A 26,600-nucleotide genomic window follows, 5' to 3' on the forward strand; every position below is an offset into this window, starting at 1 on the left:
AAGCTGGCGGCACCGCGATCCGCCATATTCTGCGTCACATCAGTGCCTGCGGCCGTCCGTGCAGCGGCTTTTCGTCACACAACCAGTATGACGGCGAAATACAACAGAGCCGCCAACTGGGCGGCTACGCATCGGCTGGCGGTCAGAGCTAGAGTGGCTGATGACAACTATGCCTGCGGGGCGACCGCCCTGGCTGTACATGCAGACATAGACGTGGAACCTGCCCGGCGCACATGACCGGGCTGTTGTAACCGATACGTCGCACACGTCGCGTTCACGCCGGGCAGCTATCCTGCCGGACCTGAGGGCGCCGATGCATGCGCGCAAAGAGAGGTTGGACGTGGCTGCAGGAGAAGATACCTCCCATATCCTCAGCGGGTTGACTAACCAGCTGCCTGATCGTGATCCGGAAGAGACCGCCGAGTGGGTTGAGTCCCTGGATTCCCTGATCAGGGAACAGGGCACCGAGCGTGCCCAATACATCATGCGCAGTCTCCTGCAGCGTGCCGGCGCCCAGAGCGTCGGGGTTCCGATGGTCACCACCACGGATTATGTGAACACCATCCCGGCGGACCAGGAAGCACCCTTTCCGGGCAATGAGGAGTTCGAGCGCCGGTACAGGGCGTATATGCGCTGGAACGCGGCCGTGATGGTGCACCGGGCGCAGCGGGCGAACATCGGGGTGGGCGGGCACATTTCCACCTATGCCGGTGCCGCGACGCTGTATGAGGTCGGCTTCAACCATTTCTTCCGCGGCAAGGACCATGCCGGCGGCGGGGACCAGGTCTTCTTCCAGGGCCACGCCTCCCCGGGCATGTATGCCCGCGCCTACATGGAGGGCCGCCTCACGGAGGAGGACCTGGACGGGTTCCGGCAGGAAAAGTCCCGCGAGGGCCACGCCCTGTCCTCCTACCCGCACCCGCGGCTGATGCCGGAGTTCTGGGAATTCCCCACCGTGTCCATGGGCATCGGGCCGATGAACGCGATCTACCAGGCCCAGTCCAACCGCTACCTGCATAACCGCGGCCTGAAAGACACCTCCGACCAGCAGGTCTGGGCCTTCCTGGGCGACGGGGAAATGGACGAGCCCGAGTCCCGCGGCCTGCTCCAGCTCGCCGCGAACGAGAACCTGGACAACCTGAACTTCGTCATCAACTGCAACCTCCAGCGCCTGGACGGGCCCGTCCGCGGCAACGGCAAGATCATGCAGGAACTCGAGGCGTTCTTCCGCGGTGCGGGCTGGAACGTGATCAAGGTCGTCTGGGGCCGGGAATGGGATGAGCTGCTCACCCGGGACACGGACGGGTCCCTGGTGCAGATCATGAACGAAACCCCGGACGGGGACTACCAGACCTACAAGGCCGAATCCGGCGGTTTCGTCCGCGAACACTTCTTCGGCAAGACCCCGCAGACCAAAGACATGGTCGCGGACCTCTCCGATGACCGGATCTGGGGTCTGAAGCGCGGCGGCCACGACTACCGCAAGGTCTACGCCGCCTACAAGGCAGCGACCGAATTCACCGGCAAACCCACCGTCATCCTCGCCAAAACCGTCAAGGGCTACGGACTCGGACCCCACTTCGAGGGCCGCAACGCCACGCACCAGATGAAAAAACTCACCCTGGAGGACCTCAAGGACTTCCGGGATTACCTCAGGATTCCCATTTCAGACGAAGCCCTGGAAGCCGATCCCTACCGCCCGCCCTACTACCACCCCGGGGCGGACTCCCCCGAGATCGCCTACCTCCATGACAGGCGGCGGGAGCTCGGTGGCTTTGTCCCGGAACGCCGTCCGGACCATGCGCCGGTGGAACTACCTGACTCCAAGACTTATGAGGTTGCCAAGCGGGGTTCGGGCAAGCAGCAGGCTGCCACCACCATGACCTTCGTGCGGCTCCTCAAGGACCTCATGCGGGACAAGGAGTTCGGCAAGCGCATTGTGCCGATCATCCCGGATGAGGCACGGACCTTCGGCATGGACGCGTTCTTCCCCACCGCCAAGATCTACAACCCCAAGGGACAGAACTACCTCTCCGTGGACCGGGACCTGGTCCTGGCCTACAAGGAATCAGCCCAGGGCCAGCTGATCCACCCCGGCATCAACGAAGCCGGCGCCGTGGCAGCCTTCACCGCCGCCGGCACCGCCTACGCCACCCACGGCGTACCCCTGATCCCGGTCTACGTGTTCTACTCCATGTTCGGCTTCCAGCGCACCGGCGACGCGTTCTGGGCCGCCGGGGACCAGATGACCCGCGGCTTCATCATCGGCGCCACCGCAGGACGGACCACCCTCACCGGCGAAGGACTCCAGCACGCCGACGGCCACTCCCCCCTGCTCGCCTCCACCAACCCCGCAGTGGTCACCTACGACCCCGCCTACGGCTACGAAATGGGCCACATCATGCGCGACGGCATCGAGCGCATGTACGGGCCGGACTCCGCGGACCGGAACCTGATGTACTACATCACCGTCTACAACGAGCCCATCAGCCAGCCCGCCGAACCTGAGGATCTGGACGTCGAGGGTGTCCTTAAGGGCATCTATCTTCTGGCACAAGCGAAGATCGACGGGCCCCGCACGCAGATCCTTGCCTCGGGTGTCTCGGTGCCCTGGGCGCTGGAAGCCCAGCGGATCCTGGCCGAGGACTGGGGCGTGTCCGCGGACGTCTGGTCCGTGACCTCCTGGAACGAACTCCGCCGCGACGCCATGGCCGCCGAGGAAGAAGCGTTCCTGAACCCCGGGCAGCCCGCACGGGTCCCGTTCGTGGCCCGTCAGCTCGCCGGCGCCACCGGGCCGATCGTCGCTGTCACGGACTACATGAAAGCCGTTCCGGACCAGATCCGCCAGTTCCTGCCGAATGCGTTCGCTTCGCTCGGTGCCGACGGCTTCGGCTTCTCCGACACCCGCGCCGCAGCCCGCCGCTTCTTCAAGAACGACATCCACTCAATTGTGGTGCGTTCGCTGGAGATGCTGGCCCGCCGCGGCGAGGTGGACGCCCAGGCTCCGGCCCAGGCCATCGAGAAGTACAAACTGCACAACGTCAATGCCGGCTCCACCGGCAACGCGGGCGGCGACTCCTAACCACTGAGCGAGAGTTCGCACGAAGCAGCCTGAAACGACGGCGGTCCTCACGGAAAAGTGGGGGCCGCCGTCGTCGTTCCATCCCCGCCGCTGAGGCTGTGAGGCAGCACAAGGCCGCTTGTAGCCTTTGCACAAATGGAGCTTGCCGGGCAGGCACCGTATGCTCAAAGAATGGCAGAGCCAACCACCACCCCAGCAAAGCGCAAACCGTCGTCGCGCAGCATGACGCCGGAGAAGTCGGAAACCTTGAAAAAGCTCCGGGCGAATGTGGGGCAGCTGTCCACCACCACCATGCGGCAGCTTGAAAAGTCGCTGCCCTGGTATAGCCGGCTGAGTTCCGATGAACGGTCGGCGCTGGGCCTTGTTGCCCAGAACGGGATTGCCGCTTTTGTGTCCTGGTACGAGCGCCCAAGCTCGCCGTCGTGGATTCTCTCCGATGTTTTCGGCACAGCGCCAACGGAGCTGACGCGCTCCATCAGCTTGCAAAAGGCCCTTCAGCTTATCCGGATCGTGGTCGAAGTTGTGGAAGACCAGGTCCCGATGATCGCTCCTGAAGCGGATCAGCCCTCGCTCCGCGAAGCCGTGCTCCGGTATTCCCGCGAGGTGGCCTTTGCCGCCGCGGACGTTTATGCCCGGGCGGCGGAATCCCGGGGCTCGTGGGACACCCGGCTCGAGGCACTCATTGTTGATGCCATCCTGCGTGGCGAAAACACCGATGCTCTGCGGTCCAGGATTGCGGCGCTGGGCTGGAAAGCGCAGGAACGGTTCACGGTGATGGTAGGAAATTCGCCATCGGAGCCGAGCGCCAGCTATGTCAGCGAATTGCGCCGCACGGCGGGCCGCTTCGCTGAGGACGCTTTGGTAGGAATCCAGGGCGACCGGCTAATTCTGATTCTTGGTGGCCTCCAGGACCGTGAAACCGCGTATCTGAAGCTCAGCGAAATGTTTGCGCCCGGCCCCGTGGTCTACGGTCCGGAAGCCAGTTCGCTGCTGGAAGCCAGCAGCTCCGCCCAGTCTGCCTTCGCGGGTCTCACCGCAGCGCGCGCATGGCCTTCGGCACCCCGCCCGGTCGCTGCTGACGATTTGCTACCCGAGCGTGTTATTTCCGGCGACGACGCCGCGAGGCGCTCCCTTATCAAAAACATTTACCGCCCCCTGCTCGCGGCGTCCAATGGTCTGGTGGAGACCCTCGGCACGTACCTGGAACTGGGACATTCACTGGAGGCAACAGCCCGCGAGCTCTTTGTCCATGCCAACACCGTGAGGTACCGTCTCAAGCGCGTCTGTGACGTGACAGGCTGGGATCCACTCCTTCCACGGGAGGCCTTTGTGCTGCAGGCCGCACTCGTGGTGGGCAGGCTTTCCGTCCCGCCCAAGGCATCACCCGAGCGTCATCCGGCGCGGAACCAGAGCTGAGCCGTTGTAGACTTCCTACAAACTGACCTAGTGAGCTTGGTGCATGAAAACACGAAGAATCACGCAGTAATTTGGAAAGCTGGATACGTGCTTGCAATAGTCTGCCCTGGACAGGGCTCACAGACCCCCGGTTTCCTCGCCCCTTGGCTGGAACTGCCTTCCGTGGCAGCGCAGCTCGCCTCCTTGAGCGAGATCGCCGGCATTGACCTCACGGCGCATGGGACCACTTCGGACGAGGACACGATCAAGGACACTGCGGTCGCGCAGCCCCTGATCGTCGCCGCCGGACTGGTTGCGGCCAAATCACTCTTCGACGTGGAACTCAGCTCACTGCCGGTGGTCCTTGCCGGACATTCCGTGGGCGAGATCACGGCATCTGCCCTGGCAGGAGTGCTCACCGAGAACGAGGCCATGAGCTTCGTCCGGGAACGTGCCAACAGCATGGCTGCGGCCGCCGCCGTCACCCCCACCGGAATGAGCGCCATTGTGGGCGGAGATCCGGCAGAGGTGCTTGCAGCTATTGAAGCCTCCGGTGCTACTCCCGCCAATGTCAACGGCGCCGGACAGACTGTTGCCGCCGGCACCTTTGAGCAGCTCCAGTCCCTTGCGGAAAACCCGCCGGCGAAGGCCCGCGTCATCCCGTTGAAGGTGGCAGGCGCCTTCCATACCTCGCACATGTCACCCGCGGTGAGCGCCCTCGAAGCGCTGCGGCCTGAGCTTCAGCCGCGCAACCCCACGGTTCCTTTGCTTTCCAATTTCGACGGCGGGGAAGTCACTGACGGCGCCGCCGCAGTGGAAAGCCTTATCGCGCAGGTCTCCCGGCCTGTGCGCTGGGACCTGTGCATGGAGTCGCTGGTCCGGCGCGGCGTCGCCGGCGTCATTGAACTCGCCCCGGCCGGCACCCTCGCCGGCCTGGCCAAGCGTGGTATGCCCGGCGTAAAGACCGTCGCGGTGAAGACACCGGATGATCTGACCGCAGCTCTGGCCCTATTTGCAGAACTGGAAGGACAGGCATGAGCGTTCCTACGCTTAAGCAGTCACCCGTCGTTGAGTACACCCGGATCCTGGGTCTGGGCGCGTACCGCCCGGACGTGATCGTTACCAACGAAGATGTCTGCCGGTGGATCGACTCTTCCGACGAATGGATCCGGCAGCGCACCGGCATTGTGACCCGGCACCGGGCGGGGGCGGACGTCAGCGTGATCGACATGGCTGAAGGCGCAGCACGCGAAGCCATCGCCAAAGCCGGCATCGAAGCCTCCGAACTTGGCGCGGTGATCATCTCCACCGTCACGCATCCATATGCCACGCCCTCCGCGGCGTCCAGTCTGGCCCACCGACTGGGTGCGACGCCGGCTCCGGCCTTTGATATTTCAGCCGCCTGTGCCGGGTACTGCTACGGCATTGCCCAGGCAGACGCACTGGTCCGATCAGGTGCCGCCAAGTATGTGCTGGTGGTCGGGGCCGAGAAACTCTCCGATGTCATCGATAACCATGAGCGGACCATTTCGTTCCTGCTTGGCGACGGCGCCGGCGCCGTCGTGATCGGCCCCTCCGACACCCCCGGCATCGGACCATCGGTGTGGGGTTCGGACGGCAGTAAATGGGATGCGATCGGAATGACCCATTCGCTCGAAGACGTGCGCAAGCTCAGCGAGTCCGCGCGCAGTGCCGACGCTTCTGATGACCAGGCCATCCTCGAGGCAGCCCAGAGCCTCTGGCCTACGCTCCGCCAGGACGGTCAGACGGTTTTCCGCTGGGCCGTGTGGGAAATGGCGAAGATGGCCCAGCAGGCGCTCGATGCTGCAGGCATTCAGGCCGAAGACCTGGCGGCATTCATTCCGCACCAGGCCAACATGCGGATCATCGATGAGATGGTCAAGAAACTTAAACTCCCGGACACTGTCACGGTGGCCCGTGACATCGCCGACGCCGGCAACACCTCGGCCGCCTCCATCCCGCTGGCCACGCACAGGCTGCTGCAGGAAAACCCCGAACTCAGTGGCGGCCTGGCCCTCCAGATCGGTTTCGGAGCCGGACTGGTATTCGGTGCCCAGGTGATTGTTCTTCCGTAGGCAACCCGCCGCAGCAGCCCGCCCATCCCAATACTGAATACGCTCTGAACCGTGCGTATTCCCACACCAAGCCGTAACCGCGGTTTGCAACATTTCCGGCAGCATCTGCCGGCAATAACAAGAAAAGGAGCCATCAATGGCTAGCAACGAAGAGATCCTGGCCGGCCTGGCTGAAATCGTCAACGAAGAGACGGGGCTAGCCACTGAGGCAGTCGAACTGGACAAGTCCTTCACGGAGGACCTTGACATCGATTCCATCTCCATGATGACCATTGTGGTCAACGCCGAAGAGAAGTTCGGCGTGCGCATCCCGGACGAAGAGGTCAAGAACCTCAAGACCGTTGGCGACGCCGTCAGCTTCATCGCCGGCGCGCAGGCCTAATACGGCATCAGCCGCATTCGGCTGAACACGGCCGGCCGGCCCGGAGTATCCATACTTAACTGGGCCGGCCGCCGCGTTCACCACGTTTTCCCCTGCTGACCCTCCACGCATTTACCCCACGCGGATCCTGGACACTCCTCACCGGACCGGGCGCGCGCACCGACAGAGAGTGATCCCATGACACGCAAAGTAGTCATTACCGGCCTGGGTGCTACGACGCCCATTGGCGGCGATGTACCCACAATGTGGAAGAACGCGTTGAAGGGTGTCTCGGGTGCCCACACACTTGAGGACGATTGGGTGGCAAAGTTTGAGCTCCCCGTCCATTTCGCGGCCCGCTGCACGGTTCCGGCCCTGGATGTCCTCGGCCGAGTAGAGGCAAAGCGGATGGACCCGTCCACGCAGTTCGGCGTCATTGCCGCCCGCGAAGCATGGGCCGATTCCGGCATTACGGAAGTTGACCATGACCGGCTGGCAGTGGCCTTTGCCACCGGAATCGGCGGCGTATGGACGCTCCTTGACGCTTGGGACACCCTGCGTGAAAAGGGCCCCCGCCGGGTGCTGCCCATGACAGTCCCCATGCTGATGCCCAACGGCGTTGCAGCAGCTGTCAGTCTGGACCTTGGCGCCCGCGCCGGGGCCCACACACCTGTTTCCGCATGTGCATCCGGCACCGAAGCTCTTCATCTCGGTCTGGAGCTTATCCGCTCAGGCAAGGCCGATGTCGTGATGTGCGGTGGCGCCGAAGCGGCCATCCACCCCATGCCGATAGCTGCGTTTGCGTCCATGAAGGCGCTTTCCCGGCGCAACGACGAGCCCGAGCGCGCGTCACGGCCGTACGATCGGGACCGCGACGGGTTCGTGATGGGTGAAGGCGCCGGTGCCTTGGTCCTCGAAGCCGAAGAGCACGCGCTGGCCCGCGGCGCCCGGATTTACGCCGAGCTGGCCGGCACATCGGTGACAGCCGATGCCTACCACATCACCGCTCCGGATCCGGAAGGCCTGGGTGCCACCCGCGCTCTCAAGGCTGCAATGTTCGACGGCCGCATCCAGGCAGAAGACGTTGTGCACGTCAATGCCCATGCCACGTCCACTCCGGTAGGCGACCGACCCGAGTACACGGCGCTACGTGCCGCGCTGGGCGGTCACCTTGACAGCGTGGCCGTCTCCGCCACCAAGTCCCAGATGGGGCACCTCCTGGGCGCTTCCGGCGCGGTAGAGGCCGTACTGACGGTTCTGGCCATCTATGACCGGAAGACGCCCGTCACCATCAATTTGGAAAACCAGGATCCGGAGATCCCGCTCGACGTCGTTACCTCCGTCCGGGATCTGCCCGCCGGTGACATTGTGGCACTGAGCAACTCCTTCGGTTTCGGCGGACACAACGCCGTTATCGCCGTGCGCAACGTCTAGGACGACCAAGCATCACGGCAAAAAACTTCACTATGAATGAGGAGGCCCCGCCGATTGGCGGAGCCTCCTCTTTTGCTGGGAAATACCTGCCCGGCCGGCGCCGACTGTGCCTGTATCAGCCCACCTGATGAAGCCAGCGGACCGGTGCGCCTTCGGCCGCATGACGGAAGGGTTCGAGTTCCTCGTCCCAGGCTTCGCCCAACGCCAGCGACAGCTCGTGGTAAACGGCCGAAGGATCACCGCCACCGGACTCGTAGGCGTAGCGGATCCGGTCCTCGGAAACCATGATGTTGCCATGGACATCGATGACGGCATGAAAAATGCCCAGCTCAGGTGTGTGTGACCAGCGGCCGCCGTCAACTCCCTGGCTGGGTTCCTCGGTTACCTCGTAGCGCAGGTGGGCCCAGCCGCGAAGGGCGGAGGCCAACTGCGAACCGGTTCCCGGCGTGCCTGTCCACGACAACTCTGCCCGGTACATTCCGGGCGCAGCAGGTTGCGGGGTCCACTCAAGATCTGTTCGCTTGTCCACGACAGATCCAATGGCCCACTCAACGTGCGGGCACAATGCGGTAGGGGCCGAGTGAACGAACAACACACCGCGGGTCATTGCAACAGACATTCCATCCTCCATAGCTGTAGGTACGTCTTCCCCAACGACCTCTGCCTGGATGTAAATGTTCTGCTCCGGATTCCGCGTGGTGCCGGTGTCCTTTGCCAGATTATGAAATTTCTACCGGATTCCGCAATTGCCAGAACCTTGAGCTTCAAGCACGACTTGAAAGTTTCCGGACTTGAATCTTATTGTGCCGTACCCCACGAAATTACGCCAGTGCAATTCGCCACGCGGCCGGACCTGCTGCAGATGGGGTGGCGGTCCGGAACGGGATCAGGCCCTGGGGTGCGCCTGCTGGTAACTCTGCCTGAGACGGTCAACGGACACATGCGTATAGATCTGGGTGGTGGCCAGGCTGCTGTGACCCAGGATTTCCTGCACCGCCCTGAGGTCGGCCCCTCCGTCCAGCAAATGCGTGGCCGCGGAGTGGCGGAGGGCATGGGGACCCGTTGCTGCGGTGTCGCCAAGACCCTCGAAGGCGTCCCTGACCACACCCCGGATCTGGCGCTGGTCCGCTCTCCGCCCCCGGGCACCCAGAAACAGCGCGGCACCACTATCCGCCGATGCCAGAACCGGGCGTCCGCGCCGTAGCCAATCGTCGACGGCGAGCGCGGCCGGAACTCCGTATGGCACCGTCCGTTCCTTGTTTCCCTTGCCGATCACGCGCAATGTCCGGCGGTCAGGGTCCAGATCATCAATGTCCAGGCCAGCGAGCTCCCCCACCCGGATGCCCGTTGCATAAAGCAGCTCCACCATGGCACGGTTCCGTACGGCACTAGGGGCGCCGTCGGTGGCTGATTCCTCCATTTCCAGGAGCAGTCGCCTGAGCTGCTGCTGCTGGAGCACGCCAGGCAGTGATTTCTCCCTCCGAGGTGCCTTGAGGCGCAGGGCCGGATCTGTTTGGATAAGTTCCTCCCGCACAGCCCACGCAGTGAATGAGCGGGCCGTGGCGGATCTGCGGGCCAGCGTTGACCGGGCAGCACCGGCTTCACTCTGCGCGCCAAGCCACCGCCTCAGCGTACCGAGTTCGATGCCGCCCAGATCCTGCACGCCTTCCGAGGCAGCGAAATCCAGCAGGCCGGTGATATCTGAAAGATACGCGCGCAGGGTATGCGGGGATCTCGCCCTCTCCCCCGAGAGGTAACGTCCGAAGCCCTTGACGGCACACACGAGTTCCGGAGGTAATTCCTGTTTGTCCACAGTTCTACTTTCCCAGCTGGCCGGACATCAAGGGGCCATGGCACGTCGAACAGGTGCAACTTGTTTTATACCTTGTCCTTCGACCGCTTCCAGCCACCCCGTTCGGAGGCCGCCAGCCCGAGCAGGCCAAGCCGTCCCAACCCCGCTCTGACCGAATCCATACTGAGCCCGGCCACCGTGCACAGTTTCTCCACCGAGCTGGTTGACCTCAGCGGCAGCGCGTCCAGCAGAATAAGATCCTCCAGGGTCAGACCGTCATGGTCTGCCCGGACGCCAGCTTTAGGTTCTGCCAGAGACTCTCCGCTGGGTGAGGCGAGCTCAGCGATTTCCCCGGCGTCAGTGACGCACACGGCGCCTCCGTCCCGGAGCAACCGGTGACAGCCCGCCGAATTGGCACTGTGGACTGAGCCCGGGACAGCCCCCACTGCACGGCCAAGGGATTCGGCATGGTGGGCCGTATTAAGTGCGCCGGATCGCCATCTCGCCTCGACGACAACGGTGACAGCTGCCAGTGCAGCGATGAGCCTGTTTCGCTGTAGAAACCTGTAGCGGGTTGGCGCTGAACCCGGCGGCACTTCGGCGATCACAGCGCCCTGGTTGGCGACCGCGCGGAGCAGATCGTCATTTCCGGACGGATAGAAACGGTCCACGCCGCCGGCCATCACTGCGATGGTGGGCAGCGCCGCCGACCCCCCGGCTAGGGCCGCACGGTGAGCATGCGCATCGATTCCATAGGCACCGCCCGAGATCACTGTGAACCCCCGCTGGGCCAGGGAGTATGCCAGATCGCCGGTCACTGCTGCGCCATAGCTCGTGCTGTCCCGCGAACCGACAAGGGCAACAGACTTTGCGGCGGCGGGCAGCTCGTGTTCGAGCCCCCGCCACCACAGGCAGATGGGTTCGTGGATGCCGAGGTCTGACAATTGGGCGGGCCAGAATTCATCTGCCGGCATGATCATGCGACCGCCGAGCCGTTGCATCGTGGCCAGGTCCCTCTCGGGCGCCAGGTCCGGGATCCGCGGAGCCCACCGCTTCAGTGCTGCTCCCATGCCCGCCCAGCTGCTTGACCCCTGTTCGGCCAGAACGCCGGTCATATCCTGTTCCAGCCGCGGGCCGACCGCCAGTTTCCCGGTTGCGATCCGCAGCGCATCCACGGCACCCGCCACGTGAACGAGGGCGAGCCCTGCCGCGTCCTGGGGTTCCATCAGCCTGGACAGTGCGGCCCGCGCATATCTTTCGTCTTCCATAAGTCTGTTCCTTTCACGCGGCGGCCGAGGCGGCCTGCCGGAGGCTGAGTGCCTGGCCAATGTCATTGAGGTCCGGTTTGTCACGGCTGGCCAGATCCGCCAGTGTCCATGCCAGACGCAAGACGCGATCGTAGCCCCGGGCTGTGAGTATTCCCCGCTCCAGCGCCTGGTCGAGAATCCGGGTGGTGGGTGCGGCCAGCCGCAGCTCGCCGCGGAGGATGCGGCCCGGCACCTGTGAATTGGTTTCCAGACCGAGCGGCCGCAGCCGTTCCAGCTGAAGTCCACGGGCGGCGATGACACGCCCCGCAACCGACGCCGTGTCTTCCTCAGTCCCCGACTGGCCGAAATCGGCAAGCGACACCCGCTCTACCTGCAGCTGGATGTCCACCCGGTCCAGCAGGGGCCCTGACATCCGGGCCAGGTACCGGCGCCGCATCATGGGAGTGCAGGTGCAATCGAGTCCCTTGCCCGAGGCCTTGCCGCAAGGGCAGGGATTGGCAGCAAGGACCAACTGGAACCGGGCCGGATAGGCTGCAGTGCCGGCTGAACGGTGTATCACCAGCTCGCCACTCTCCAGCGGCTGGCGCAGGGCGTCCAGGACACGGCGCTCGTACTCCGGAGCCTCGTCAAGGAACAGGACGCCCCGATGTGCACGGGAGGCCGCTCCGGGTCGGGGCAGCCCGGACCCGCCACCAATGATCGCGGCAGCCGTTGCGGTGTGGTGCGGGTTTTCGAAGGGTGGCCGGCGCACAAGCTGCACCGAAGAGAGCGGAAGTTCGCACAGCGAGTGTATGGCCGTCACCTCCATTGCAGCGGTGTCCGCCAGGTCCGGCAGGAGCCCAGGCAGCCTTTCAGCGAGCATGGTTTTCCCCGCGCCAGGCGGCCCAGTCAGGAGCAGATGATGCGCCCCGGCAGCAGCCACCTCCAGGGCACGGCGGGCATCACCCTGGCCAGAGACGTCGCACATGTCCGGACCCGGTCCCGGAGGGCCACTCGCCTCCGGCATGCCCGGTTGGTCTTCCGGCTCAAAGTCCAGGGCAAGCTGGAGCGGATCCGCTCCGAAATCATAAGCAAGCCGGGCAAGCGTCTTGTATCCACTCACACGCGCTCCCGGCACCAGGGCCGCTTCTGCAGCGTTGGCCTGGGCCACCACCACATCCGGGTAACCTGCCTGCACCGCAGCCATAACGGCGGGAAGGACCCCCCGCACCGGGCGCAGCCTCCCATCCAGGCCCAGCTCGGCAATAAAGACGGTCCGGTTGGTGGTCCTGATGTCCTCGGCGGCCAGCAGCACGGCCATTGTGATGGCCAGGTCAAAGCCGGAACCGCGTTTTGGCAAAGACGCGGGAATCAGGTTGGCCGTTATTTTGCGGCGGCTGAGCGGGATGCCGGAGTTCTGCGCGGCAGAGCGGATCCGTTCCTTAGCCTCATTCAGCGAAGCGTCCGGCAGGCCCAGGATGACAAACGCCGGCAGTGTCTGCCCGATGTCCGCCTCGACTTCGACAATGTAGCCGTTGAGCCCCACGAGAGCCACCGAGTAGCTCCGCCCGAGAGCCAACTACTCCACCCCCTTGAGGTGTTCCAGCGCCGGTTCGCCGCCGCCGCCGACCACAACGGCGATGACGTCCACGCGGCGCAGCGGCATTCTGAGTTCCCGGTCGCGGCACCATGCGGAACCAAGCCGGTGCAGGCGCCCAAGTTTCTCCGGGCCCACCGCCTCAAAGGGGTGGCCATAGGCCAGCGATCTCCTGGTCTTTACCTCAGCGATGACCAGGGCATCACCGTCGAGTGCGACGATGTCGATTTCGCCCTCAGGGCAACGCCAGTTGCGCTCCACAATCAGCATGCCCAGCGATTCCAGATATGCGGCGGCGAGTTCTTCCCCGCGCCGGCCCAGCAGGTCTTTGGCTTTCATTTCTACCTCCGGAACCAGCCTGGAGGGGAATGGTCAGGGTGAAAAGAAGCCTATTGCGCTATGTGGGAAACCCTGGGAAGCAACGGCGTGTGGAGGAACACTGCGGACGGAACAGCTCAGGCGGAACGGCTCGCTCAGTTGCCGAGGTCGACGTCCTTGGGCAAGGCAAGTTCTTCGTTGCGCGGTAGTTCCTCGACATTGACGTCCTTGAACGTAATGACCCGGACACTCTTGACGAACCGGGCGGAGCGGTACACATCCCACACCCACGCGTCCTGCAGAGTCAGATCGAAGTAGACTTCGCCGTCCGCGCTTCGTGCCTGCAGGTCCACGTGGTTGGCCAGGTAGAAGCGGCGCTCCGTCTCCACAACGTAGCTGAACAACCCCACAACGTCGCGGTATTCACGGTAGAGCTGGAGCTCCATGTCGGTTTCGTAGTTTTCAAGCTCCTCGGCACTCATGCTTCCATCTTGCACCATGCAGCGCGCAGCACGCGCACTGGCCCAAGCCGCGGCTTCCGACACCGCATCAGGCCCCACATCCGAGCAGCCGCCAACTCACCCGGTGATAGGGCGTCGGCCCGGAAGCCCTGATCGCATCGCGGTGGCCGGAGGTGCCGTAGCCCTTGTTGATGTTCCAGCCGAAGACCGGGTATTCGCCATGGAGTTCCTGCATCTGATGGTCCCGTTCCACCTTCGCGAGCACACTGGCGGCGGCCACGCTCAGACAGTGCATGTCGGCCTTGACCCGGGTGTGGACCGGCGCATCACAACCTGGAATGGCGGCTGCCTCGTCGAAAAGTGAGGGCTGGGCGGCCGGTGACAGCCAGTTGTGGCTGCCGTCCAGCAGGACTGCGTCCGGCGTGATCCCCATGGCCAGGATCTCGAACCATGCCCTGGTGCCGGCCACCCTCAGGGCGCCCACGATGCCGAGTGAGTCGATTTCCTGAGCGGATGCATGCCCCACAGCGGAAGCCACACTCCACGCCCGGACCAAGGGGGCAAGCCGCTCCCTGTCGGCAGGCTTGAGCAGCTTACTGTCCCGCACGTCTGCCAGCAGGTCCTGCTGTTGGAGATCGACGACGGCGATCCCCACGCTCACGGGGCCAGCCAGCGCGCCGCGGCCCACCTCGTCAACGCCGGCAAGGAACCGTACACCGGGCCCAAGGAAAGCCCGCTCATGCTCGAGCGTGGGTGCGGCGGACACAGCTATCCCGCCGAGACGGGAACGTTGCGGAAAACATCCGGGTAGTTGTCCAGCGCGGTCAGCCGGTTCAGCGGCCAGGCGATGACGGCCGCTTTGCCCTCGATGTCCGCCAGATCGATGAACCCGCCATTGGACTCCAGATGCGAACGGGAATCGGCTGAATGGTTCCGGTTGTCGCCCATGACCCAGATCTTCCCGGCAGGAACAATCACATCAAAGTTACGAATCTCAGGTACTTCGGCAGCATTGATGTACGTCTCGGAAAGGGGAGATCCGTTGATGGTGAGTTTGCCGTCTGCATCGCAGCAGATGACGTGGTCGCCCGGGAGTCCAATCACGCGTTTGACCAGGTGCTGCTCGGAGTTATCCGGCAACAGGCCAACGAACGTCAGGCTGTTCTGGACCCAGGTGAAAGGACCTTCGGCCTTCTCCGGAGTGGGTGCCAGCCAGCCTTTGGTGTCCTTGAAGACCACAACGTCACCGCGTGAGAGGGCGAACGGTTCCGGTACGAGCAGGTTAACGAAAATCCGGTCGTTGACGTCAAGAGTGTTGACCATGGACTCGGACGGAATGTAGAAGGCCCGGAACAGAAACGTCTTGATGAGGAAGGAGAGCACAACAGCGATCACCACAACGGTGGCGACCTCCTTCAGCCACAGAAAGAGGGGACTGCGTGAGGGTTTTGAGGGAGCGGAGTGCGCTGGCTCGAGCAGCTGCCCATCCGCCTGCAGGGACGCCGGTCCTGCCGGATCCGGGCCCTCCGCAGCAATGGATTTTTGCTGCTGATCGGGTGTCCGGGGGTCTGACTCGGGCATCTACTGTCCGTCCTTCGTTGTTGTATCGGCTGCGGGCGGCCGGTGTACTGGGCCAAATCTATCAAGCGGCCAGATGATCTGGACCGGCCGGCCGATCACCCGGTCCACAGGGACCATGCCACCTCCCGGCGCCCCGAGCAGGCTTCGGGAGTCGGCCGACTTTGCGCGGTGGTCTCCGAGTAACCATAGTCTTCCGGCTGGCACGATCACGCTGAAGTTCTGTTGGCTCGGCGCGTCTCCATGATAGAGATATGGTTCAGCAAGCGGATGACCGTTGACTGTGAGCCGGTGGTCTGCATCGCAGCAGGTGACATGATCCCCCGGCAGACCAATCACGCGCTTGATATAGGTGGTCTCGCTGCCGGTGATCCCCAGCCAGTGGCCAGCGGCAGAAACTGCGTCCAGTGCCGGACCATTGCCGCTATTGAGCGGCGCGAACGTGCCACGGCCGTCAAAGACCACCGCGTCGCCGCGCCGGATGGGTTCAGAGTTGAAGTCGGTGCGCGAAACCAGAATCCTGTCACCGGTTCCGAAAAGCGGCTCCATCGATTCGGAGGGAATGTAGTAGACGTCAAGCCACAGTGAACGGATCAGCCCGCTGATGGCCACCGCAAGCGCCAGCGCCAGCAACGCAAAACGCCAGCCCAGTTTCCTGGGCTGGCGTTTTGTCTGGTCCATAATCCGTATCCTGTGCACTGGGCGAACAACTCCGGCGCTGGCCGGGTACGGAGTGGGGACCCGCTGTTTAAGTCCAGAGAACTTACTTGGCAGCCTTTGCGGACTTCGTGGTGAGGAAGTCGCGCTTTTCTTTGATCTTGGCAGCCTTGCCGCGCAGATCACGCATGTAGTACAGCTTGGCACGGCGGACGTCACCCTTGGAGACGACCTCGATCTTGTCGATGATCGGGGAGTGCACCGGGAAGGTACGCTCCACACCGACACCGAAGGAGACCTTGCGGACCGTGAAGGTCTCGCGGAGACCGTCGCCGTGGCGGCCCAGGACGAAGCCCTGGAATACCTGGACGCGGGAGTTCTTGCCTTCGATGATGTTCACGTGAACCTTGAGGGTGTCACCTGCGCGGAAAACGGGAACATCACTGCGCAGCGAGGCTGCATCTACGGAATCGAGGATATGCATAAATCCACTCCTGGCGAACGCCACAGGTCATTCACTTTGGGTCACGGCGGTCAAGCCCGGACACGTTTTACCGGCCGGAAATTACCGTCGAAAGTTTTTTTGGTCCGGCTCCGTCACTTATTGACGGTACCGGGGTGTCCGGCTGTTGGTTGCGCTCCCCCTGTGGCAGGTGCGGACCCAGTAGACACAAGGATCAATTCTGCCACATTTACCTAGGTTTCCCCAACTTCATCTAGGTAATTTCATCAGCTTTCCCTGGCCAGGAAAGAGGCGGTCAGGAATCGCCGTGCGCGTCCGGCCGGGCACTGAGTCGACCGTCGACGACGTCGTACCCGAGATCCGCCAAAGCTGTGCGGTCCGCGCGGGGCAGCTTCCCGGCGTCGAACGTCTCCAGCAGATCAGGGCGCCGTTCGGCTGTCCGGCGGTACTGCTGGTGCCGGCGCCATTGGGCGATCTTGCCGTGATTGCCGCTCAACAGGACTGCCGGCACGTCCCGGTCGCGCCAGCTTGAGGGCTTGGTGTAGACCGGGTATTCGAGGAGACCGTCCGAGTGCGATTCCTCCACGAGGGACTCGGGGTTGCCCACAACGCCCGGCAGGAGCCGGCCAATGGCTTCCACCATGGCCAGCACGGCTACTTCACCGCCGTTGAGAACGTAGTCGCCCAGACTCATGGGGCGCACGGTGAAGTGTTCTTCCGCCCATTCGATGACGCGTTCGTCGATGCCTTCGTAACGGCCGCAGGCGAAGACCAGCTGGTCTTCTTCGGCCAGCTCATGGGCCAGGGCCTGCGTGAACCGCTCCCCTGCAGGCGACGGGACGATAAGTACGGGCCTGCCTGCATCTGCCGGGCGTGCAGCCGCCACAGAAGAAAGCGCCTGGGCCCAGGGCTCAGCCTTCATCACCATGCCCGCGCCACCGCCGTAAGGGGTGTCATCGACGGAGCGGTGCTTGTCCGTGGTGAATTCCCGCAGGTCATGGACGAACAGACCCAGCAGTCCGTCCTGGCGTGCCTTGCCGATCAGCGAAAGTTCCAGGGGCGCCAGATACTCCGGAAAGATACTGACGACGTCGATTCTCATCTACGCTTTATCTCCGGCTTCAGGGTCTTCGGTTTCAGTCTCAATGGCCTCGCCTTCATCTGCTGGCGCGGGCGAACCGGCGTCGTCAGCGTTGACCTCAAAAAGCCCCGCGGGCGGGGTAACCAGAATGTATCCCCCTGCAACGTTCACTTCGGGAACGATCTGCTCCACGAACGGGATGAGGATCTCCTTGCCGTCCGGAGTTTCCACAACCAGCAGATCCTGCACGGGCAGGGTGTTAAGCCCGGAGATCTTACCCACTACTTTGGTTCCCACACGCACCTCGAAGCCCAGGAGTTCGTGCTCGTACCAGCCTTCGTCGTCGTTGTCGTCGAGTTCTTCGGTTTCAACAAAGAGCTTGGCGCCCCGCAGTGTTTCGGCCTGGTTGCGTGTTTCAATCCCGTCAAAGGCAAGGAGCAGGATGTCCTTGTTCCAGCGTGCACTGATGACAGTCAGAGGTCCGGCGGAAGCCGGCTCCACCACAAATTCGGTGCCCTCGACAAAGCGGTCCGCGGGTGCATCGGTCAGTACCTGGACCGTCACTTCGCCGCGGATGCCGTGGGGTTTGCCGATTCGTGCCACCTGAAGCTGCATCTGTTCCTCTGTTCCGGGATATGTACCGTATTGGTTATGTTCTGGGGATCATTGGTGAAAACAGTCCGGCCCCTCCACCAATAGCTGGTGAAGGGGCCGGACTTAAGACAAGTGTTGCAGTCGCGTCAGCGGCGACGGTCGGTGTCGACGACGTCGACCCTGACCTGCTCGCCATCTGCCAGTGCTGCTACCACAGTGCGCAATGCGCGAGCGGTGCGGCCCTGGCGTCCGATTACACGTCCGAGGTCTTCCTGATGAACGCGCACCTCAAGGGTATCCCCGCGGCGGTTGTTCTTGGCACTGACCTTGACATCCTCAGGGCTGTCAACGATCCCGCGGACGAGGTGCTCGAGCGCTTCTGCCAGCAACTTACTCGGCCTCGGTGGTCTCTGCCTCGGCGTCAGCGGGAGCTTCAGCTGCCTTGGCCTTCTTGGTGATGGCTTCCGGGATGATCACGGAACCCTTTTCCGGAGCAACGAAGGGAACCTTGGGGGCTTTGACCTTCAAGGTACCTTCCTGGCCCGGGAGGCCCTTGAACTTCTGCCAGTCACCGGTGATCTTGAGGATCGCGGCAACCTGCTCGGACGGCTGGGCGCCGACGCCAAGCCAGTACTGGGCACGGTCCGTGTCGACCTCAATGTATGAGGGCTCTTCGGTGGGGTGGTACTTGCCGATCTCTTCGATCGCACGGCCATCACGCTTGGAGCGTGCGTCCATGACAACGATGCGGTAGTACGGTGCGCGCATCTTGCCGAAGCGCTTAAGGCGAATCTTTACGGCCACTTTTGTGGTCACTCCTGTTTCTGAAACGGGGTCGAGCCCGGCGTTCTGCACCCGTGGGGCGGGCCGTACTAGGGGGTTCTTAAGGACAGGATCCGGACGCGGAGAGAGGGGCCACGCAGATCGAGTACCTATTTATTGTGCCAGATCAGCGGCGCAATTTCGACTTGACACACGCAGGGCCCGCTGATTTGCTGATTTGCCCGCCCCTGGGGCGCACTTTGGATCAGGATGACCAGACGTAGAGTCCGGTCCGGTCGTTTGCGTCGATTCCACTGGCGAGCTCGGCTAGCTGCTGGACGTAGGATTTTGCGTCCTCCGCGCCGAAGGGCATGTCATCCTCTGCAGCCCACTTTTCAGCGACCTCCTCAAGGACATTGCCTTCACCTTCAGATTCATAACTGAGCAGCTCGGCGAGTGCACGCACCATGGCAGCGGGCACTCCCAGGAGGGAATCGCTTGCCACATCCACCATGGCCAGCTCATAGTCTGCTCCGGCGGCATGGACGGCCGCGCCGGCAAGGTCCCCCAGCTGCTCGATTTCAAAGTCGCTGATTCCCGGGATGCGCAGGCCCGCGCCGGATGCCGCTCCCCCGCCATCCAGGATTCCTGCGCGCTGGAGCGCTTCATCGTGTGTGGAAACAAAGATTTCGGTGAATCCCATGGAAGTCATCCTCATTCCGTAGACGGTGTGACAGCCCAGACAGGCTTAAAAGCTGCCTGTGACCGTTCGGAATCAGCCTAACCCACAAGGGCTGGCCGGTCAGCGCACCGCGACGCGGATCCCGTTTCGCCACGGGTCTTCGAAGCGCAGTTCGGCTCCGGTGTGGTGCGCCTCCACTCGGGCGGCCTTCAGGCGGTCCGCAAGAGCGCCGACGTCGTCCCCTGCCGGAACTTCGATCAGCACCTCTCCGAGACCGAGCGTGTCGTGGCGGGGGCCGGCGCCACGGCTGTTCCAGACATTCATGGCCATGTGGTGGTGGTAGCCGCCCGCGGAAACGAACAGCGCCTGGCCATGCCACCCCGCGGTCTTCTCGAAGCCAAGGGTGTCCACGTAAAAATCATGGGCCGACTGAACGTCGCCTACCTGGAGATGGACATGTCCGACGCCGGCGCCCGCCTCCCGTTGGCCGTCCACGGAGCTCTGGGTCAGGTGCTCCTGCAGGTACCGCTGCGGCGGCAAGGCGAGGCTGTCCATCACCACTTTTTTGCCGTCCCATGCCCACAATTCGCGGGGACGGTCCCAGTAGAGCTCGACGCCATTTCCCTCGGGGTCATTGAAGTAGAAGGCCTCGCTGACCAGGTGATCGGCGCTGCCGGTGAAGGACTGCGGTTCAAACTGGGCGGCAGTGGCCACGGTGGCTGCCAGCGAGGCCTGGTCGTCAAAAAGCAGCGCCGTATGGAACAGACCAGCCTCGCCGCGTCCCGGGAGATTCAGGCCGGGCGCGGGAGCAAGGTGCACAAGGGGCTTCTGTCGCCGCCCCAGGTACAGTCCGCCGTCCTGCTCTGCCACGATGTCCAGCCCGAGCGCGCGCTGGTAGTAATCGGCCATCAGCTTCATGTCGCCCACCTTGAGCATCACGGTGCCCATGGTCAGATCGGCAGGAAGCAGATCCTGGCTGCTGGTTGGTGAAGACATTGAACTCTCCCGGGCTCGCGGGTCACCGTCTTTCGCTGACCTCTTATCTAGTTAAATTACTTGAAGCTTCAATTTATTCCTAGCGAATGATTTCACCGGACAAGACCACATGTTTGAGTTCGCGGAGGGTATCCGGGACGCCCCGCGGGTCTTGCGTGCACACCACAACGTCCGCACTGGCGCCCTCGGCAATTCCCTCCGCACCCAGCCATCCGCGGGCACCCCAGGTAGCCGCGTCGAGCGCCGCCGTTGCGGGCAGACCGGCATCATGGAGTGCCAGGATCTCGTCCACAATCCTGCCGTGGCTGATCACGCTGCCGGCGTCTGTCCCTGCGAAAATCGATATTCCGGCCTCAAAGGCTTCCAGCACCCGTTCGGCTCGCCGGTCCCAGAGTGCGCGCATGTGGGCGGCGTAGCGCGGGAACTTGGACTCCGCCTGATCCGCGATGTCCGGGAATGTGGCGACGTTGATCAGCGTGGGGACGATCGGCACGCGTTGTTCAACGAACCTCGGGAGGTGGCGTGGAAGCAGACCCGTGGCATGTTCGACACAGTCAATGCCGGCGTCCAGCATGTCGTCCAGCGTGTCTTCGGCGAAACAGTGGGCGGTCACCCTGACGCCTTCATCGTGGGCGGCACTGACGGCAGCTTTGAGGACGTCGGCCGGAAAGGACGCAGACAGGTCACCGGTGCTCCGGTCAATCCAGTCCCCAACGAGTTTGACCCAGCCGTCGCCCGCACGTGCCTGCTTGCGAACGGCCTCAACTAACCCCTCTGGTTCAACCTCCACCGCGAAGTTCCGCAGATAGCGCCGCGATCTTGCGATGTGCTGCCCGGACCTGATGATCCGCGGCATGTCCGGCCGCTGTTGCAGCCATCGGGTATCGGTGGCTGCTCCGGCGTCGCGTATCAGAAGTGTGCCGGCGTTACGGTCTGCGGTGGCCTGCTCCTCAGCCACCTTGTCCTCAACGGCGCCGCCCGGGCCCAGCCCGATATGGCAATGCGCATCAACAAACCCCGGGATCACCCACCCGCCCAATACAACATCAGGGCGCCCTGCCGGTTTCTTGAAGGTCAGTTTGCCGCCCACGGACCACAGTCCGCTCTGTTCCTGCTCCGGTCCTGTGAGGATTGATCCGCTGAATTCGATGATTCCGGCCATGGTGAAAAGCCTAAAGCCTCAAACGCATAATCACCCGGCGGCCTAGCCGGTCCAGGCCGAGGTCCGCCTCATGCTCTCGCAGTGCGGCGGCTTCAATGCCGGGATCCGGAAACTCCTCGAAGCCGAACGACGCGTAGAACGGTGCGTTGAAACGCACATCCGCGAAAGTGCAAAGAGTCATCGCCCCGAAACCAAGTCGCCGGGCCTCCACTACGGCCGCTTCAAGCAATGCCCGGCCCATCCCGCGCCGGGCAACCTCGGGATTCACCGACAGCTGCTCAAGATGGGCTTGGCCGTCCACTTTGTCGACGCGGGCAAAGCCCAGCGGAGGTTCTCCGGCAACCAGTACAAATAGCCATCCAGCTTTCAGGACCGTCGCCGCAAGCGGCAGCTCCGCGGATCCCAGCTCCGTTTCAAGCAAGTGGTCAGCCGCCGTTTCCAGCCGCGGCAGGGACAAAATGTCTTCCGGCGTTGCGATTCGAATCCGCTGCACGCCATTTATCTGATGCACGCCGCCACAGTAACACCGCACCATGACAGCTTCCCCTGCGCCGCCGTGTGGTAGCTTCGTGTACGACCACACGGGTGCCCTTGCAGGGGCTGAGATCGGGCTGACGCGGCCTGCGACCGTTGAACCTGTCCGGGTCATGCCGGCGAAGGAAGTGAGTATTCAATGAGTACCCAAGCAGCACCGCAATTCCCAGCAAACAATGACACAGCCACCCCTGAAGCGGCCTACAACGGGACGGTCCGGGATGACGTTGCCCAGACCCAGTCCCTGAAGTCTCATTCGCTGGCGTATATCTCCGATGAGCAGGCCGGGATCCATGTTCCGGTCACGGAAATCGCGTTGGAAGTTTCACCCAACGGTCAAAAGAACGCCCCGTTTCAGATCTACCGGACTGCCGGCCCCGGCAGCGATCCGGTGGTGGGGCTCAAGCCGTTCCGTTCGGAGTGGATTGAGGCCCGGGCTGACACCGAACCGTACAGCGGCCGGGAACGCAACCTGCTCGACGACGGCAAGTCCGCCGTCCGGCGTGGTGCAGCTTCCGCGGAGTGGCGCGGCGAGCAGCCGGTGCCCCGCCGCGCCGTCGGCGGTAGGACCGTCACCCAGATGCGCTACGCGAAGCAAGGCGTCGTCACTCCCGAGATGCAGTTCATTGCCCTCCGGGAGAACTGCGATGTGGAACTCGTCCGCAATGAAGTGGCCGCGGGGCGCGCCATCATCCCCAACAACATTAACCACCCTGAGTCCGAGCCGATGATCATCGGCAAGGCTTTCCTGGTCAAGATCAACGCCAACATCGGCAACTCGGCCGTCACCAGCTCCATTGCGGAGGAAGTGGACAAGCTGCAGTGGGCCACACAGTGGGGTGCGGATACGGTGATGGATCTGTCCACCGGTGATGACATCCACACCACCCGTGAATGGCTCATCCGTAACTCCCCTGTCCCGATCGGTACCGTGCCCATCTACCAGGCGCTGGAGAAGGTCAACGGCGACGCCAATGCCTTGACCTGGGAGATCTACCGCGACACCGTGATTGAACAGTGCGAACAGGGTGTGGACTACATGACGGTCCACGCCGGAGTGCTGCTCCGCTACGTGCCGCTGACGGCCAACCGGGTCACCGGAATCGTGTCCCGCGGCGGCGCCATCATGGCCGGCTGGTGCCTGGCACACCACCAGGAGAACTTCCTGTACACGCACTTCGACGAGCTGTGCGAGATCTTCGCCCAGTACGACGTCGCGTTCTCCCTGGGAGACGGCCTCCGGCCGGGCGCGACGGCGGATGCCAACGATGCGGCGCAGTTCGCCGAACTGGACACGCTGGCAGAACTGACGCAGCGTGCGTGGGAGTTCGACGTCCAGGTCATGGTGGAGGGCCCCGGCCATGTTCCGTTCCACCTGGTCCGGGAAAACGTGGAGCGCCAGCAGGAACTCTGCAAGGGCGCACCGTTCTACACCCTTGGACCGCTGGTTACCGATATCGCACCTGGCTATGACCACATCACCTCGGCCATTGGCGCCACAGAGATCGCCCGCTACGGCACGGCCATGCTGTGCTACGTGACTCCGAAGGAACACCTGGGCCTGCCAAACAAGGACGATGTGAAAACCGGCGTGATCACCTACAAGATCGCTGCCCACGCCGCCGACCTCGCCAAGGGCCACCCCGGCGCCCACGAACGCGATGATGCGCTGTCCAAAGCTCGCTTTGAATTCCGTTGGCGCGACCAGTTCGCGCTCTCGCTGGACCCGGTCACCGCCGAGTCATTCCACGATGAAACACTGCCGGCGGAACCGGCCAAGACCGCCCACTTCTGCTCGATGTGCGGGCCTAAGTTCTGCTCCATGAAGATCAGCCAGGACATCCGCGACGAGTACGGCTCCGCGGACTCACAGGCCGCAATTGCCGAAATCTACAGCGGCATGCGCGAAAAGAGCGAGGAGTTCCTGGCGTCCGGCGGGAAGGTCTACCTCCCCGAAACAATAGGCGTCGGCGCCCCCGAGTAGCCCGCCGGGTGCAGATCGGGGCAGCAGCCGGAGCTGGCTGGCATCACCCCTGATCTGCACCCCGGATGTTGCGTGGCACTGCTAAGGGCTGCTGCGCCGCCGGAGGAACTGCTTCACCAGCGCGGCTCCTTCTGCCGAATCCTGCGGGCGGTGGGCTCCGGGCGCCGTCCGGTGGATGGCGCCGGTGGCAGCCAGATAGTGCGCAACCTCTTCGTACATGGGCTCCCAGCCGCCAGTCAGCACAAGCGTAGGCACTCCAGGAACGATGGACAGCGGGGCTTCCCAGGGACGTTCTGCGTCATGTCCGTGCTGGGCGATATATGAGTCCGTCACCGGAAGCCCCGCCGTCAGCGAAAGACACGCTGGTTCACACAGGACCAGGGACCGGACCAGTTCGGGATGTTCGACGGCGGCAAGCATGGCCGCGGGAGCACCCCCGTCATGAGCCACTACGTGTCCGCCTGAGCCGAGAGCCTCCAGCACGATTTCCTTGTCAGCGAGGAATTCCGAAGCTCCCGACGTCTCACCCCCGGAATATCCCGCACGGCGCAGGAAGAGTGCGTCAAAGTCCAATGCCAGCCCGTGCTGCCGGGGCCACGCGGCGGCGCCGACAGCACCGGTCCCATGGACGAAAACTACGCGCTGTTTGAGCATCTGCTAACCCTATGGCAACGGTGTGGCAACGGGCCTGGCGACATAGCGGACCGTACTACTTGCTCCCGCCGAGGAACTTGTCGAAGCCCTTGGGCAGGTTGAGCTGGGACGGGTCAAAGTCGGCGCCGCCCTGCTGCCCAAAAGAAGCGCCCGTGGGCACAGACTTCGGCCCGCTGGTGCGTTTGGCCTCGGCGTCGCGGATCTCCTGGGCTGCCCTGGCTGGGTTTCCGGAACGGGCCTTCTTTTTGGGGGCGCTCTTGACCGCCTTCCGGCCGCCTCCGGGCCCGCCCATGCCAGGCATACCCGGCATGCCGCCGCCCTGCGCCATCTTCTTCATCATCTTCTGCGCCTGGGCAAAACGCTCCAGAAGGCCGTTGACCTCGGAAACGTGCACCCCCGAGCCACGCGCGATCCGGGCACGGCGCGAGCCGTTGATGATCTTCGGCGCAACACGCTCGTGCCGCGTCATGGAACGGACGATCGCCTCAACACGGTCGATCTCGCGTTCGTCGAACTGCTCCAGCTGCTGCCTCATGCTTGCCGCACCCGGCATCATCATGAGCATCTTCTTCATGGAGCCCATATTGCGGATCTGCTGCATCTGGGCCAGGAAATCGTCCAGGGTGAAATCTTCCTGGTCGGCGAACTTCTGCGCCATCCGCGCAGCCTCGTCCTTGTCCCAGGACTTCTCGGCCTGCTCGATCAGGGTGAGAACGTCGCCCATGTCCAGGATGCGCGACGCCATCCGATCCGGGTGGAACAGCTCAAAGTCGTCCACGCCTTCGCCGGTGGATGCAAACATCACCGGCTTGCCTGTCACTGACGCAACCGAAAGGGCGGCACCGCCGCGGGCGTCGCCGTCGAGCTTTGAAAGGACAATGCCGGTGAAATTGACGCCCTCGTCGAAAGCCACCGCCGTGTTGACGGCGTCCTGGCCGATCATGGAGTCGATCACGAACAGCACTTCGTTCGGCACAATGGCCTGACGGATCTGGCGGGCCTGTTCCATCATTTCAGTGTCAACACCGAGACGGCCGGCTGTGTCCACGATCACGACGTCATGCAGCTTCTGGCGCGCTTCCTCCACGCCTGCGCGCGCGACGGCGACGGGATCACCGGTTGCGACGTCAAGTTCAGAGGTGGCACCGGGGTGCGGGGCGAAAACCGTAACCCCCGCGCGCTGGCCCACAATCTGGAGCTGGGTGACGGCATTGGGGCGCTGGAGGTCGCAGGCTACCAGCATGGGGCTGTGGCCTTGGGCCTTCAGCCATTTGGCGAGCTTGCCGGCGAGGGTGGTCTTACCTGCACCCTGAAGGCCGGCGAGCATGATGATGGTGGGCGCGGTTTTGGCCAGACGGATCCGGCGGGTTTCACCGCCGAGGATTTCAACGAGTTCCTCATTGACGATCTTCACGATCTGCTGGCTTGGGTTCAGCGCACCGGATACTTCGGCACCGAGGGCACGTTCACGGACGCGGCCAGTGAATTCCCGCACCACGGAGACGGCAACGTCAGCGTCCAGAAGTGCCCGCCGGATCTCGCGGACTGTGGCGTCAACGTCCGCCTCGGTGAGGCGGCCTTTGCCACGGAGATTCTTGAAGGTTGCTGTCAACCGGTCAGAGAGTGAATTGAACACGCGCCGTGCACTTCTTTCAGTGGATCTACAGATG

27 protein-coding genes and 1 riboswitch are annotated in these 26,600 nt (G+C 63.5%); of the genes, 7 read left to right on the forward strand and 20 right to left on the reverse strand.

Features of this window, described 5'->3' with window-relative positions; genetic code table 11:
- Positions 1–313: 313 nt before the first annotated feature.
- From aceE to fabF, 6 genes are all read left to right on the forward strand, one after another.
- Positions 314–3,082, forward strand: a complete 2,769-nt coding sequence (aceE, locus tag ACQCST_RS12520; RefSeq protein WP_426996088.1) for a pyruvate dehydrogenase (acetyl-transferring), homodimeric type — start codon at positions 314–316, stop codon at positions 3,080–3,082.
- A gap of 171 nt (positions 3,083–3,253) precedes the next feature.
- The gene (locus ACQCST_RS12525; protein WP_426996089.1) at positions 3,254–4,498 is read left to right on the forward strand and encodes a PucR family transcriptional regulator; all 1,245 of its coding nucleotides are present in this window, start codon (positions 3,254–3,256) and stop codon (positions 4,496–4,498) included.
- 87 nt (positions 4,499–4,585) lie between these two features.
- On the forward strand, positions 4,586–5,515 hold the full coding sequence (locus tag ACQCST_RS12530) for an ACP S-malonyltransferase (RefSeq protein WP_426996090.1): 930 nt from the start codon (positions 4,586–4,588) through the stop codon (positions 5,513–5,515).
- Positions 5,512–6,573 carry a beta-ketoacyl-ACP synthase III gene (locus tag ACQCST_RS12535; protein WP_426996091.1) on the forward strand — a complete coding sequence of 354 codons (1,062 nt, stop codon included), beginning with the start codon at positions 5,512–5,514 and terminating at the stop codon, positions 6,571–6,573. The genes ACQCST_RS12530 and ACQCST_RS12535 overlap by 4 nt, the downstream gene beginning before the upstream one ends.
- Positions 6,574–6,709: 136 nt before the next feature.
- The gene (locus tag ACQCST_RS12540) at positions 6,710–6,955 is read left to right on the forward strand and encodes an acyl carrier protein (RefSeq protein WP_426996092.1); all 246 of its coding nucleotides are present in this window, start codon (positions 6,710–6,712) and stop codon (positions 6,953–6,955) included.
- 177 nt (positions 6,956–7,132) lie between these two features.
- Entirely contained in the window at positions 7,133–8,368 is a 1,236-nt protein-coding gene (gene fabF / locus ACQCST_RS12545) for a beta-ketoacyl-ACP synthase II (protein WP_426996093.1), read from the forward strand.
- A 115-nt stretch (positions 8,369–8,483) separates the two neighbouring features.
- Here the strand turns inward: fabF and ACQCST_RS12550 are convergent, their stop codons facing one another.
- The 18 genes from ACQCST_RS12550 to ACQCST_RS12635 all read right to left on the reverse strand — a co-directional run bounded on the left by ACQCST_RS12550 (position 8,484) and on the right by ACQCST_RS12635 (position 22,269).
- The gene (locus ACQCST_RS12550) at positions 8,484–8,987 is read right to left on the reverse strand and encodes a DUF3145 domain-containing protein (protein ID WP_426996094.1); all 504 of its coding nucleotides are present in this window, start codon (positions 8,985–8,987) and stop codon (positions 8,484–8,486) included.
- Positions 8,988–9,254: 267 nt separating this feature from the next.
- The gene (locus tag ACQCST_RS12555; protein WP_426996095.1) at positions 9,255–10,181 is read right to left on the reverse strand and encodes a tyrosine recombinase XerC; all 927 of its coding nucleotides are present in this window, start codon (positions 10,179–10,181) and stop codon (positions 9,255–9,257) included.
- Positions 10,182–10,246: 65 nt separating this feature from the next.
- A complete protein-coding gene (gene dprA, locus ACQCST_RS12560; protein ID WP_426996096.1) occupies positions 10,247–11,428 on the reverse strand; it encodes a DNA-processing protein DprA in 1,182 nt (393 codons plus the stop codon).
- Between the two features lie 13 nt (positions 11,429–11,441).
- Positions 11,442–12,986, reverse strand: coding sequence for a YifB family Mg chelatase-like AAA ATPase (locus ACQCST_RS12565; protein WP_426996097.1), 1,545 nt, complete (start codon positions 12,984–12,986; stop codon positions 11,442–11,444).
- The gene (locus tag ACQCST_RS12570) at positions 12,987–13,343 is read right to left on the reverse strand and encodes a YraN family protein (protein ID WP_426996098.1); all 357 of its coding nucleotides are present in this window, start codon (positions 13,341–13,343) and stop codon (positions 12,987–12,989) included. It lies immediately after the preceding gene.
- A 134-nt stretch (positions 13,344–13,477) separates the two neighbouring features.
- Positions 13,478–13,804, reverse strand: coding sequence for a DUF2469 domain-containing protein (locus ACQCST_RS12575; RefSeq protein ID WP_426996099.1), 327 nt, complete (start codon positions 13,802–13,804; stop codon positions 13,478–13,480).
- A gap of 67 nt (positions 13,805–13,871) precedes the next feature.
- A complete protein-coding gene (locus tag ACQCST_RS12580) occupies positions 13,872–14,549 on the reverse strand; it encodes a ribonuclease HII (RefSeq protein WP_426996100.1) in 678 nt (225 codons plus the stop codon).
- 2 nt (positions 14,550–14,551) lie between these two features.
- On the reverse strand, positions 14,552–15,364 hold the full coding sequence (gene lepB, locus ACQCST_RS12585) for a signal peptidase I (RefSeq protein ID WP_426996101.1): 813 nt from the start codon (positions 15,362–15,364) through the stop codon (positions 14,552–14,554).
- On the reverse strand, positions 15,365–16,042 hold the full coding sequence (gene lepB / locus ACQCST_RS12590) for a signal peptidase I (RefSeq protein WP_426996102.1): 678 nt from the start codon (positions 16,040–16,042) through the stop codon (positions 15,365–15,367).
- Positions 16,043–16,124: 82 nt separating this feature from the next.
- Positions 16,125–16,502: a 50S ribosomal protein L19 gene (gene rplS / locus ACQCST_RS12595; RefSeq protein ID WP_426996103.1), complete on the reverse strand. Its 378-nt coding sequence runs from the start codon at positions 16,500–16,502 to the stop codon at positions 16,125–16,127.
- 274 nt (positions 16,503–16,776) lie between these two features.
- On the reverse strand, positions 16,777–17,583 hold the full coding sequence (gene trmD, locus ACQCST_RS12600) for a tRNA (guanosine(37)-N1)-methyltransferase TrmD (protein WP_426996104.1): 807 nt from the start codon (positions 17,581–17,583) through the stop codon (positions 16,777–16,779).
- Entirely contained in the window at positions 17,584–18,177 is a 594-nt protein-coding gene (rimM, locus tag ACQCST_RS12605; RefSeq protein ID WP_426996105.1) for a ribosome maturation factor RimM, read from the reverse strand.
- A gap of 125 nt (positions 18,178–18,302) precedes the next feature.
- Complete coding sequence (locus ACQCST_RS12610; RefSeq protein WP_076802241.1) at positions 18,303–18,545, reverse strand: RNA-binding protein; 243 nt, start codon at positions 18,543–18,545, stop codon at positions 18,303–18,305.
- 1 nt (position 18,546) lies between these two features.
- On the reverse strand, positions 18,547–18,960 hold the full coding sequence (rpsP, locus tag ACQCST_RS12615) for a 30S ribosomal protein S16 (RefSeq protein ID WP_426996106.1): 414 nt from the start codon (positions 18,958–18,960) through the stop codon (positions 18,547–18,549).
- 223 nt (positions 18,961–19,183) lie between these two features.
- Positions 19,184–19,621 (reverse strand): hypothetical protein, encoded by a 438-nt coding sequence (locus tag ACQCST_RS12620; RefSeq protein ID WP_426996107.1) that lies wholly within the window; start codon positions 19,619–19,621, stop codon positions 19,184–19,186.
- A gap of 99 nt (positions 19,622–19,720) precedes the next feature.
- The gene (locus tag ACQCST_RS12625) at positions 19,721–20,596 is read right to left on the reverse strand and encodes a VOC family protein (RefSeq protein WP_426996108.1); all 876 of its coding nucleotides are present in this window, start codon (positions 20,594–20,596) and stop codon (positions 19,721–19,723) included.
- A 79-nt stretch (positions 20,597–20,675) separates the two neighbouring features.
- Positions 20,676–21,758, reverse strand: coding sequence for an amidohydrolase family protein (locus tag ACQCST_RS12630; protein WP_426996109.1), 1,083 nt, complete (start codon positions 21,756–21,758; stop codon positions 20,676–20,678).
- A gap of 10 nt (positions 21,759–21,768) precedes the next feature.
- Positions 21,769–22,269 (reverse strand): GNAT family N-acetyltransferase, encoded by a 501-nt coding sequence (locus ACQCST_RS12635; protein ID WP_426996110.1) that lies wholly within the window; start codon positions 22,267–22,269, stop codon positions 21,769–21,771.
- Between the two features lie 60 nt (positions 22,270–22,329).
- A riboswitch (TPP riboswitch) is annotated at positions 22,330–22,437 on the forward strand.
- Between ACQCST_RS12635 and thiC the strand changes: the two genes are divergently transcribed.
- Positions 22,432–24,276 (forward strand): phosphomethylpyrimidine synthase ThiC, encoded by a 1,845-nt coding sequence (gene thiC / locus ACQCST_RS12640; RefSeq protein WP_426996111.1) that lies wholly within the window; start codon positions 22,432–22,434, stop codon positions 24,274–24,276. Its footprint overlaps the riboswitch before it by 6 nt.
- A gap of 81 nt (positions 24,277–24,357) precedes the next feature.
- Here thiC and ACQCST_RS12645 read toward each other — a convergent pair whose 3' ends face one another.
- Both ACQCST_RS12645 and ffh read right to left on the reverse strand, forming a co-directional pair.
- On the reverse strand, positions 24,358–24,930 hold the full coding sequence (locus ACQCST_RS12645; protein ID WP_426996112.1) for an alpha/beta fold hydrolase: 573 nt from the start codon (positions 24,928–24,930) through the stop codon (positions 24,358–24,360).
- 55 nt (positions 24,931–24,985) lie between these two features.
- A complete protein-coding gene (gene ffh, locus ACQCST_RS12650) occupies positions 24,986–26,566 on the reverse strand; it encodes a signal recognition particle protein (RefSeq protein WP_426996113.1) in 1,581 nt (526 codons plus the stop codon).
- Positions 26,567–26,600 lie beyond the last annotated feature (34 nt).

It is taken from the genome of Pseudarthrobacter sp. N5 (genome assembly GCF_050157035.1).
Classification (GTDB): Bacteria; Actinomycetota; Actinomycetes; order Actinomycetales; family Micrococcaceae; genus Arthrobacter.